The 11446-nt window shown below is 58.9% G+C and carries 7 protein-coding genes and 1 pseudogene; 1 reads left to right on the top strand and 7 read right to left on the bottom strand.

Annotation, left to right across the window (positions count from 1 at the left end; all coding sequences use genetic code 11):
* On the bottom strand, positions 1–1902 hold a 1902-nt coding region (locus JOZ76_RS15305), incomplete at its 3' end, for an ATP-binding protein (protein WP_291699457.1).
* A 728-nt stretch (positions 1903–2630) separates the two neighbouring features.
* Between JOZ76_RS15305 and JOZ76_RS15310 the strand changes: the two genes are divergently transcribed.
* Positions 2631–3530: a SphA family protein gene (locus tag JOZ76_RS15310; RefSeq protein ID WP_291699458.1), complete on the top strand. Its 900-nt coding sequence runs from the start codon at positions 2631–2633 to the stop codon at positions 3528–3530.
* Between the two features lie 300 nt (positions 3531–3830).
* Here JOZ76_RS15310 and JOZ76_RS38240 read toward each other — a convergent pair.
* From JOZ76_RS38240 to JOZ76_RS15340, 6 genes and pseudogenes are all read right to left on the bottom strand, one after another.
* Positions 3831–4028 (bottom strand): annotated as a pseudogene (locus JOZ76_RS38240) (transposase); the annotation flags it as partial.
* A 405-nt stretch (positions 4029–4433) separates the two neighbouring features.
* Positions 4434–5381, bottom strand: coding sequence for a helix-turn-helix transcriptional regulator (locus tag JOZ76_RS15320; RefSeq protein ID WP_291699460.1), 948 nt, complete (start codon positions 5379–5381; stop codon positions 4434–4436).
* Between the two features lie 348 nt (positions 5382–5729).
* On the bottom strand, positions 5730–6749 hold the full coding sequence (locus tag JOZ76_RS15325; RefSeq protein WP_291699461.1) for an AraC family transcriptional regulator: 1020 nt from the start codon (positions 6747–6749) through the stop codon (positions 5730–5732).
* A 428-nt stretch (positions 6750–7177) separates the two neighbouring features.
* Positions 7178–7699, bottom strand: coding sequence for a hypothetical protein (locus tag JOZ76_RS15330; protein WP_291699462.1), 522 nt, complete (start codon positions 7697–7699; stop codon positions 7178–7180).
* Between the two features lie 392 nt (positions 7700–8091).
* The gene (locus JOZ76_RS15335) at positions 8092–9768 is read right to left on the bottom strand and encodes an arylsulfatase (RefSeq protein ID WP_291699463.1); all 1677 of its coding nucleotides are present in this window, start codon (positions 9766–9768) and stop codon (positions 8092–8094) included.
* Complete coding sequence (locus JOZ76_RS15340) at positions 9765–10748, bottom strand: formylglycine-generating enzyme family protein (protein ID WP_291699464.1); 984 nt, start codon at positions 10746–10748, stop codon at positions 9765–9767. Before JOZ76_RS15340 ends, JOZ76_RS15335 begins: the two co-directional genes overlap by 4 nt.
* Positions 10749–11446: the final 698 nt, after the last annotated feature.

An 11446-nucleotide genomic window follows, 5' to 3' on the forward strand; every position in this document is an offset into this window, starting at 1 on the left:
TACATATCTAGCCTCGGGTGGGCGGCCGCGCGCGAAGATCAGTTCCGCCGAGATCAGCCGTTCCAGTGCGCTCTGCAGCCCAGCATCATCAAGGGGCGAGACGGCTTTAAGCAGCGAGTAGTGAAACTCCCGGCCGATGCAGGCAGCCGTTTGCGCCACCTCCTTGACCGGCTGCAGCCGGTCAAGCCGCGCCATAAGTGAGGCGTTGAGCGAAGCAGGGATGTCGAGATGGCTTAGCTCGCCGGTGAGTTCATACGCGACGGCGGTCTCTTTCAACTCGCCGGACTCTAGCAGCATCTTTGTGAGTTCCTCGACGAACAGCGGCATACCGTCGGTCTTGGCGACAATTTCGTCGAGCAAAGCAGCGGGCAATGGCTTGCCGCCGGTGAGATCACCCACAAGTGCCGTGATTGGTTCGCGTCCCAACCGATTGAGCGTCAATCTTGTCACGATTGGGTGCCCGCCAAAGCCATGCTGGAACGTTGGCCGCGCGGTGACCAGGATCAGAACACGGCTGCCAACCACTTGATCTAGGGACAGATCGATGAACTCCAGTGTCGTTGGATCGATCCAATGGGCGTCCTCCAGCACAAAGAGGACTGATTTCTCTCTCGATTGCGCGATCAGCTCCGCCACAAGTGCCTGGAGCGTGCGGGCACGCTGTTGCTGAGGCGTCAGGTTCAGTTGGCCGTAACGCGTTTCACACTGAAGTCCGATCATAGTCGCGATCAAAGCGACGTCGCTCTTTCCATTAACGAGCGTTGCCTCGAGTTTATCGAGCTTGTCATCGTTGCTGTCTTCAGGGGTGATGCCCGCAGACAAGATCAGGTGTCGTATGACTGGAAAAAGCGGCGTGTCGGTATAATAGGGCGAACACTGATACTTGATGCGGAGATGGGACTCCCTGGCGATGGAATCAACTACGGATCGAGAGAGCCGCGATTTGCCTATGCCGGCTTCGCCCGACACGAGCATGAGTTGACCTTCTCCTGCCTTCGCTTGACTCCAGCGCTCGAGAATAAGCGCCAATTCATGGTCGCGTCCGACCATTCCCGAAACGGCATCGGACGCGCGCGCCTCAAATCGGCTTTCCACCGCTCGCTCGCCCAGCACGGCAAAAGCGGAGGTTGGGTCGGGAATTCCTTTCAAGTGCTGCCGGCCCAGATCAGCAAGCTCGAAATTGTCGCCGAGCAGCTGCCGTGTGGTCTCGGCCACGACGACTTGGCCCGGCGACGCCAGCCCCTGCAGCCGCGCAGCAATATTGGGTGTCTCACCGACCACCGCCTCTTCTTGCGCGGCGCCCTCACCGACCAGATCGCCAACCACGACGAGCCCCGTCGCGATGCCAACACGAGCCGCCAAGGGCTCGCCACCCGGGGTTTTCAAAGCGGCAACCGCCTTTGCGACCGCAAGGGCTGTGCGCACCGCACGCTCTGCGTCGTCCTCGTGCGCCCTGGGCCATCCAAAGTAGCAAAGCACGCCATCGCCCATATATTTAGCGACAAATCCGTCGAACGGATTCACGGTCGCGGCGACGCATTTTTGATAGGCCGAAATCACCTCTCGCAGGTCCTCCGGGTCCATCCGGGCAGAGAGCGCCGTCGATCCGACCAGGTCGGCAAACATCACCGTGACATGACGACGCTCAGCGGAGTCGACCTGGTCTGGCCAGATAGGTGCTGCAGCTGCTGCGGCGGCCGGAGGTACGCTTCTCTCGACTTCTTCTCTTAATTCAGCAATCGCGCGCAACAGTTTGCGGCGATGTCCGAGCGAGGTGACGCCGATCTTTTCGAGATCCTGATCGGTCAGATCGCGGAGGATCTCCAAGTCGACGTCGTTTTCGGCAAAGTGCCGGGCATATTGCCCAAGGCCAAGCTTCTCAAGCCAGTCGGGAATCTGCATGGCAGCACCCTGGACGCTCGGTGCGCCTTCCGCCCGACGAGTGGGTGGCGTCCGACACGGCCCTATGGCCGACCTCCCGCACGACGGCTTACGTCTTGTCGGAGCTTGGACGACAGGTCCCTATCCGCGCTATGCAAATTCGGCGAAAGTGGTCGCCGCAGCGCACAATGGGACGAACCCCATAAGTCGCCTCTGGTCCGCAGTATGCGCGGAGATGTAGCGAGAACGCGCTGCTTTCCTTGCTGGCCTGGAGACTTCGCTCCAGGGTCGCGTTCTCGTATGTCAGAACCAAGACACCGTCGTCCCGCTCCGATCGCTTTGCGTTCCGAACAATTGATCTGGCGCGGCTGTGCGGAAACGGCAGGCGAATGCAACTGGCAGCTGCGGCGTCTAAGGCACAGTTTTCCAACAAACATGGGGCGACCAGAGTGCTTGCCGATTTTGCATAGACGAGCGGTGGTAGCGCCGAGTTATGCTTATTCTCAGTTGAGCCACCGGATGCGGGGCTATTTGGCAAATCACGTCGCCAGGAAAAGGGGGGCAGCAGAATGCGATGCCTTCGGTGGGAGGGGGAGCCCAGTTCTTATCGGCGGAATTTATGTGTTGGAGCGTTGATCACGCTACTCGCGCTTCCCGCTCAAATCGCGCATGCCGATGAAAGGCGGCGTCGGTTTTTGGATACCTGGATTCTTTGGTAGCCTCGCGGCCGTTCCGCAGCAGGCCCCGGGGTGGTCGGTGACCTCAGTTTACTATCATACTTCGGTTTCCGCCGCGGGGCACGCGAGATCGAGATCGGTCGTATCCCTGCGAATCTGACGGCCACCTTGAACGCGAACATCAATGCGAATGTGGATCTTGGCATGGTGGCCGGGACTTACGCGTTTGCGACACCGATCCTCGGTGGTCAGGCCTCTGCCACCTTGTTGGCAACCTATGGGTCCAACTCGACTTCGCTGGCGGGAACGATCACAGGAGCATTGACGCCGCCGGGCGGCGGCGCGATCCCCTTCTCGCGCTTCGATAGCATCAACAGCTCGATCATTGCATTTGCCGATCTGGTCCCGCAGTTCGCGCTGCGCTGGAATGCCGGTGTCAACTATTACATGACCTACGTCACCGCCGACCTTCCGGTCGGCGCCTACCAGTCGACCCGTCTTGCGAATTTAGGGCTCGGGCACTGGGCAATCGACGCGGGCGGCGGCTACACCTACTTCGATCCAAAGACTGGGCATGAAGCTTCGGCGGTGCTTGGATTTACATACAACTTTGTCAACCCCTCTACCCAATATCAGAGTGGCGTCGACATGCACCTCGACTGGGGCGTGTCGCAATTCCTGACCAAGCAGTGGCAGGTCGGCCTCGTGGGCTACCTCTATCAGCAGATCGGCTGCGACAGTGGCTCGGGCGATCGCGTCGGCTGCTTCCAGTCGCGGGTGGCCGGCATCGGCCCGCAGGCCGGCTACATTTTCCCGCTCGGAGACAACCTGCAGGGGTATCTCAACCTGAAGGCCTACGGCGAATTCGCAAATGAAAATCGGCCAGCGGGTTGGAACCTCTGGCTGACGTTCAATGTTTCGCCCGCGGCCGCAACGCCGCCGACACCCACCAGGCCGCGGTTCACGAATTAGAAGCACCGATGCAGATCCATCACTCTTTCGAAATGAGCACCTATTGGCCGTTGGCCGTGATTGACGACCAGCCAGGCGATTTATCGGATCGCGTGCAGGCGCGGGCTGCATAGCAAAACTATCGCAATCGAGTTGGAGCCCGTTGCGATCAAAGCGGATTGTTCCCGCAATGGCGGATGTAGTTGACGCACTTTTCAGGGTGAAAAGGTTCAGGGTGCGGCCGATGAGGTCCCAGAGGACGTCGACGGTTCTGGCTTCGGCTTGCCGCAACAGTTCTTTGAATTTCGCGAAGGCCATTTCGTTCGGATTGAGATCGGGGCTGTAGGGCGGCAGGAACAGAAGGCGCGCGCCGGCGCTTGCGATGAGGTGCATCGCCTGTTCGTTCTTGTGGCTCGGCAAATTATCGAGGATCACCGTGTCGCCCTGGCGCAGAACAGGGGCGAGAATTTGCTCGACATAGGCGAGGAAACATTCCGATTTGATCGGCCCATCGAGCACAAAGGGCGCAATCAGACCTTCTCAGGTAAGACCGGCCAGAAACGTCGTCGTTTTCCAATGACCGTTCGGCGCATGGCCGATGGCGCGCGCACCAACGTCAGTCCAGGCGTGACGGCGGGTCATCGCGGTTGTTGTGAAAGTCTCGTCCAGGAAAATCAGTCTGCCGCCGAAGCTTTTCTGCATCTGCCGCCACGCTTCTCGTCGTTCAGCGACGTGGGGACGATCCTGCTCGCTGGTGTGCACGGCTGTTTGCCGGTTCGCGGGAGAGACTACGCAGAATTGGAAATTTTCGAGGTCCGCCCGCTTCGCTGTGCCATTGCCCATCCGCAACCAAGCGGCCGGTCGGATGTCATCGGACACTAGGTTCGCCTGAGGGATTTGAAAGCGCTATGCAGTTTCGGCAAGTCATGGTTGAGGATCGCGATGCAGGGTTGCTGAGGGCGACTCACCAAAGGTCGTGCGGTACGTCACCGCAAAGCGCCCAAGCTCGAGGAATTGATGATTTCGCGCGATCTCCGCGACGGTGACTGTCGAAGGGTCGGCGAGCCGCAGCGCCGAGCGTGCCTTGTTCAACCGTCGCAGCAAGAGGTATCTAGTAGGACTGACACCGAGGAATTCGGCGCAACACAACCGCAATGTGCGCTCCGGCACGCCAATCTCTGCGCAAAGTGCGGGCAGTTTTAGTCTATCATCAAGACGCTCGCTGAGCGCGTCCTCGAAACGAATCATTATGGCTGCGTGATGATGTCGCACTTTTTGATTATCGTCCTGCTCATCAGCTTCGAGGCAGTGGATGACCGCATGGAGCATTTCCTGCTCTAGCACCCTTGCGAGCTCAGGCTGCTCGGTCAATTTCTCTCCGCTTTCCGCAAGATGACAGGCATGCCCAAAGAGACACTGGAGTCTCAGCGCATCCGGCCGTGCGAGGCACAGAACTCTGCTCGCGCGTGGCAACGGCATGTCACGTCCGGCCACTGCCCCGGCGCAGTTCGATAGTTCCGCTGCCGATAATGCTACCAAGCCCCATTGGCAGGCGCTGCTGGTTCGTTGATGCACGGCCTGGCCAAGGCCGTGCAAGACGCAGTCCCCGTGTCCCAAACCAACTCCATCAGAGGTCAGGGATACTGTACCTACAGGAAACGACAGAAACATCCGCTCGGGCGGCAGAGAGATATAAGCAATACGCGGAAGGGTTTCTGAGCAGCAACAGATTTCCAGCTGTTTCAATCTCAGGCGTATCAGTCTTGCCTTGAAATCTCCGGCGCCCGCTATCGTGAGGTTGATGCGTGTATCGCCGAATGCAGCCGCGTACCCATCGGGATCGTCAAACGTAAGTATGCCGTGTTCTGGCATATGCCACGTCCTCGGACCGGCGGACAGCTCTTGCGATATGTCAAGCTTCTGCGCTCAGTAAGGGCAGCGCAGGGCAATCGGCACATCTCGTTCGGGCCGAGCGTCCGGATAATTGTAAGCGCGAGGTGAAACGATGATACTCAGCTCGATTCAGAGCCTCTATGCGATATCGGCTAACGTGCGGCAGGCCAAGACGATGACGAAGACAGAAGGCGGCCGACTCGAATGGCGATCGGCCAGTCGGTGGATGCCGCCGCTTGGCTTGGGCGGCTCCTAAGATCACAAGCTCACCGGCATACGTAAGCGGCGGGAGGCTACGACCTGAACTCGATTGAATCCAAGCTCTCTTCAACAGGCTAGTCGGCGGATCGGAAAGTTCTGCGGGTGCGGGGGAGGACAGACCATTGAAATGGTCGGAAACTGCTCCGCGGGCTGTCGCAAAGTCTCCGAAGGTGATTCTCCAAACAGCGCGCGATATGCGACCGAAAAACGTCCTAGCTCCCAAAAACCGTGAGCCGTAACAATGCGGGTGACCGTTGCGACGGACGGATCGGCAGCCAGCAGCGCCCGTCGAACAAGATGCATTCGGCGCAGGGTCAGATAGCGGATTGGGCCCATGGCGAGATGCTCTTCGCAGGAAGCGCGAAGCGTTCGCTCTGCCGCGCCGATCGCCGCGCAGATTTCCGTCAGGTAGAGCGGCCGGTCGGGATTTGCCTCCAGGAATTCCACGAACCGCAAGAGGATAGTGTCGTGGCTACGGCGGGCTGCGGTCAGCTCTACTGCGTGCCCTGCGGCGAGGCATCTGACCAGGATGTCACTGAGCGCATTCTCCAGCGCCCGACTCACTTGGGGGATTTCCAGAATGTCCGGAGCGTCATGCGCGAGTTGCCCGATGCTCTTGTGTATGCTTAGCAGTCGAAGCATCAGTGCAGACGGCGGACGAAGGGTAGACCTGCGCGGGGGTTCGGGTAACTCATGACCTAATAAGGCTTCGGCAGCAGCAGCTAGATATTCCGATGGAAGGGACACCGTACCATAATGAAAGTCCGCCTCGGATCGTTGATGGACGACGTCGGACCTGTTCATGACGATGTCGCCCGGGCGAACATCCAGGCCGCAGTCAAGCAACGATGATGAATTCCCTTCGGTCAGAAACCCGATCGATCTGCGGCCGGGCCTCACCGCGACAGTATTGATCTCCGGTAGTGATATGTGGATTTGGTGCACCCAAATCCCGCTCATGGCGACTTGCGTGACATCGGCATGGAAGTCTCCCTTCGCCGTGGGAAACAACTCGACATCAGCGGAAGGAAAAACCGTCTGACACGCCGACGGATCATCGAAACTGAAAACTCTACTCAACGCCATTTCTGTTCTCCCCGGAAAACAGAACGTACCATTCGATCGGGCAGCTGCTTTTAGAAGGAAGGTGGACGGCGGTCGCAAAAGCAAAATGGCAACGTGGCCGTGACGCGTGGTCAAGGTGACCGGAAATCTAAACTTTATTCTAGTTCAGCCCCAACATGTTTCAATCAACGATTGATTGATGCAGGTCAATACTCGGATTGTGACGTGCCGCCGACTGTTGCGCTCCGGCAACGCCGAACCTTCATACTCGTAGCGTCTGCTATATTGATGATACGGCTCATGAAAAGGCCTTATGCCACAGTTGAAGGCTAGACTACCATGACACCGGCGCGCAAGGGTGCACCGGCGTGCAGGCGTGCACTGCTTGGCAATGCGTCGGGGCTATCGCATGCGCCGCGTCCGAGCGAACTGGAATGCGCGAGGCTATTTTAGGTCACCCTCTCGGAGGGTAGCTCCCACTTTCCTTCCAGCTTCTGCTCGAAAAGTTGCGCTGACACACCTTGATGAGCTTTCGCAACGGCGTCCAGTGGCAACGAGACGATGATGTCATCGCGCTTGATAAATGGCTGGACCGACATGCGGTCGATGTCGGACAAGTCAATCGATGCAATCGCCAGTCCTGCGTCTCGGAAGTTTGCTTCCGAACAATCGCCAACCTCAAAGAAGAGCCGGAACAGACCTCGCTCGGGTTTTTCGATAGCCGTCGCGGCATATCCTGGTCGCACAGGCCCGACGACCACGCAACCCTGCCTCGCAAACCAAACTGCAGCGTCGCGAAGCTCGATCACGGGGAAAAAGCTCGGCTCCTTCTGATCGAGCGAAACACCGTGGTTGATCACGAGAAGCGGAAACGGTCCATCTCCGAACGGGTGGATCATGTACGCAACATCGGAAGGGTTGACGGAACCGCCCAGATCTCCTCCCGGAGTTGAGGTCGTCATGATCTTCATCAGACGCGGCGCTGACGCAGCTTAGCGGAGCAGGACCAGAGCAATGAACCGCCGCCGTCATACGGTCCGGCGCCGATCAGAGCGCCGGCCGATGCGCCCGCAGCGAAGCCGCCTCCACCAGCCAGCCGACATAGCTGCCGTGCCAACCGCCGAAACGCACCTACACTACGTCACTCTCATGTGCCATCGGCCCTTGGCAGCCGCGGGTAAGGGAGTGAGCGGGGCCGCGATTGCCGGTGCACACAGTGACATCGCACCAACTACGAGAAGCGCTGCTGGAGGTTTGGTCTTGGGCATGACATCCTCCAATTCGCTGCGTCCGACAAATTCGACGCGATCGATCCATTTCAGTAGGACAACAAGCGCGCCGACACGAAAGTCGCCCGCGGGTCTTAGTCGCGCCTGGATTGGCTAATCTGATCCAATACCTGCGAGATGGTAAAGCTCGCCGCCTTCTGGCGCGGTGGGTACTCCTTGAATGTGGCAAGGAATTCCCCGACCATCGTCTGCGCTGGCACCAGCATGAAGGCGTGATCGAGCTCCCAATCATAGTAGGTATTCGAGGTGATCGTCGCTCGCTCGTACGGATCGGTGCGCAGGTTGAAGACGTACGGAATGCGCGGGTGCTCGAACTCTTTTTGCCAGACCGCGAGTGTGCCGGGCGCCGGCTGGATTGCGAATGCCAGCTTCCAGTTGTCGTAACGCAAGCCCATCAGGTCGCCTTCGTCCGAGAAGTAGAAGTATTCGACGCGGGGCGATTTCGTCTCCGCTGCTGTGAGGTAGGGCAGGAAGTTGTAGCCGTCGAGGTGTACCTTGTAGGTCATGTCGCCGGCCTTGTAGCCGCCGAGCAGCTTCTCCTTGATGTCCGGCACGCCGGCGGCGGCGAGCAAGGTCGGCATCCAGTCCAGATGCGACATGATGTCGTTGGATACGCTGCCAGGTTTGATCTTTCCGGACCAGCGGACCATCGCCGGTACGCGAAAGGCGCCTTCCCAATTCGAATTCTTCTCATTGCGGAAAGGTGTCATCGCTGAATCCGGCCAGCTGTTCATATGCGGACCGTTGTCGGTGCTGTAGAACACGATCGTGTCGTTCGCCAAGCTGAGCTGGTCAATTTTGTCCAGCAGGCTCCCGACGTTCTTGTCATGATCGATCATGACGTCGTGATAGATATCCTGCCATCGACCAGCCTGGCCAACACTGGCTGGCTTCGGGTGGGTGCGGAAATGCATATGGGTGAAGTTTACCCAGCAGAAGAAGGGTTTGTTGGCCTTGGCCTGAGCTTCGATGAAGGTGGCAGCGCGCGCTGCGATGTCATCATCGATTGTCTCCATCCGCTTTTTGGTGAGCGGCCCCGTGTCCTCGATTTTCTGCTTTCCAACCCGGCCGAAGCGTGGATCAACCGTGGGATCGTCCACGTCGCTCGCAAAGCTGTGGAGGACGCCACGCGGCCCGAAGCGCCCGCGGAAATTCGGATATTCCTTTGGGTCCGGGTAGTCTGGAAGTTCCGGCTCTTCTTCGGCATTCAGGTGGTACAGGTTGCCGTAGAACTCGTCAAAGCCATGAACAGTCGGCAAGAATTCGTTCCGATCGCCCAAATGGTTCTTGCCAAATTGGCCGGTGGCATAGCCGAGCGGCTTGAGCAGTTCGGCGGTGGTCGGGTCTCCCTTCTGCAGACCCAAGGTGGCGCCGGGCAGACCGACCTTGGAATTGCCTGTGCGGAACACACTCTGTCCGGTTATAAATGCAGCACGGCCAGCCGTGCAGCTTTGTTCGCCGTAATAATCGGTGAAAATCATTCCCTCGCGTGCGATCCGATCGATATTTGGGGTATGGAATCCTAGCAAGCCGAGCGAGTAAGCGCTGATATCGGTTATGCCGATATCATCCCCCCAGATCACAAGGATATTTGGCTGGCGGCCAGCTGCCGCCGGTTGAGCTTGTGCCTGCGCGGTTTGAATAGCTGTGACCGATTCCAACGCCGAGAACGCGGCGAGGGTGGTGCTGGCGAGCAGTACGTTGCGTCGGCTCAAATTATTTTGGTGATCGTTTCCATCGTGCGCGCTCATGACGTTCTCCCTTCTCGAATGACACAGCGGAAACCCAAATGGCTCGTCGATGTATCCACCGCCTCCGCATGGCGTGCGGCCGGCCGATAGCGGCGGCAATAGTTCGGCGCGCACAGATGCGAGCCGCCTTTGATCACTTTGCGCGGAATTTTGATGTTGGGCTGATACGGGTCGTAACTTTGCTCCTCACGCCCGCTTCGCGGATTTTCGGGGATGCAGCAGGCTTTCTCCGCGTCGGCTTCGTGCCTTGGCGAATACCAATCGGTTGTCCATTCCCAGACGTTGCCGATCATGTCGTGGACGCCGTAGCCGTTGGCCGGGAACGCGGTCACGGGGGAGCTGCGTTCGAAACCGTCTTCGTTTCGATTCCACTGCGGGAAGTTGCCCTGCCAAGTGTTCGCCATGAACCGCCCGCCGGGTGTGAACTCGTCGCCCCAGGCAAACTCGGCGCCGTCGAGTCCACCACGGGCCGCAAATTCCCACTCCGCTTCCGTTGGCAAGGTTCTCCCGGCCCATTTGGCGTACGCCTCGGCGTCACGATACGAGATGTGCACGACCGGATGATCATCGAGTCCGCTGATCGACGAACGCGGACCGTAGGGCCGTCGCCAGTTTGTGCCGAACTTGAATCGCCACCATTGACTCCAGTCGCGCAGGTCGACGGCATGCTTGGGCGGAGTGAAAACGAGCGAACCGGCCTTGAGCATGTGAGGTAGTGCTCCGGGATAGTCCTTCGCTTCGGGAGCGATTTCCGCAAAAGTGACATAGCCGGTCGCGTTGACGAACTTGCGGAAGTCGCGGTTGGTCACAGGCGTGCGGTCGATCCAGAAGCCGTCGACGCTCACGCGATGGACCGGCGCCTCTTCCGGATAGTGGTCGTTCGACCCCATACGAAAGATCCCGCCAGGGATGCGGATCATGCCGTCATGTTCTTGCGGCGCTGACTGGCTGTCTTGTCGCTGGCTGGTCTGGTCCAACATGCGAGCGCGACCTCCAGCCCAACAAACTGGCGTCGGCCTTGCCTCCCCGTTGTGGTGAGCGGCGCCGTCCAGGGCTTCCTTCGAGCTAGACTAGGGCAACGGTTTCGTGCCGCGCTATGCATGTTCGGCAAAATGGGCAGGTGCTTCGCGAAGCAGGCACGGTGTTGGCGGGTCCTCGATCGAGGACCGGTGCGGACAGGCCTCGGCGCTCGAAAAGACGGTGCATCCGTAGTCACTCTGGCGGCTTGGTTATTGTGGTACGACGCCAACATTCGCTCCCCATCTGGGAGGCGCACGTTTGCGAATGTTGACGTCAAAGGACCACCAGCCAGCTTGTTGATGCTAGGGAGTTTGGATTTGACGGTCGCATTACAACATTGCGGCAGGCCGGGTAGCGAACGTCGAATCGGCTCCGCTAGCATTGAGGTTGATTCGCTTGGTCAGCGATGAAAAATAGCCGGGCATTGGTTGCGTGATGACGGCAGACTATTAACAAGGCACACGGGTCAGTTGTCAGCTGTGACGTGCGGAACACAATTTCGCCTCAAACGCGAGGGCAGCAGGACCGTTGCCGATTTTGCTTAGACGGACCAGAGAGATCCCCCTCATTTTCATAAGCTTGCACGCGCGATCAGGCTACAAACCGCAGGGCGGGCAGTCTAAGGGGGCGTTTGTTGCGGGCCCCCGCAACCAAGTTT

Source organism: Bradyrhizobium sp. (genome assembly GCF_019244115.1).
Lineage (GTDB): Bacteria > Pseudomonadota > Alphaproteobacteria > Rhizobiales > Xanthobacteraceae > Bradyrhizobium.

Excerpts from the sequence above, each read along its gene's own strand:
- JOZ76_RS15325 (WP_291699461.1), bottom strand. The coding sequence starts at position 6,749 with ATGGCGTTGAGTAGAGTTTTCAGTTTCGATGATCCGTCGGCGTGTCAG.
- JOZ76_RS15330 (WP_291699462.1), bottom strand. The coding sequence starts at position 7,699 with ATGAAGATCATGACGACCTCAACTCCGGGAGGAGATCTGGGCGGTTCC.
- JOZ76_RS15335 (WP_291699463.1), bottom strand. The coding sequence starts at position 9,768 with ATGAGCGCGCACGATGGAAACGATCACCAAAATAATTTGAGCCGACGC.
- JOZ76_RS15340 (WP_291699464.1), bottom strand. The coding sequence starts at position 10,748 with ATGTTGGACCAGACCAGCCAGCGACAAGACAGCCAGTCAGCGCCGCAA.
- JOZ76_RS15320 (WP_291699460.1), bottom strand. The coding sequence starts at position 5,381 with ATGCCAGAACACGGCATACTTACGTTTGACGATCCCGATGGGTACGCG.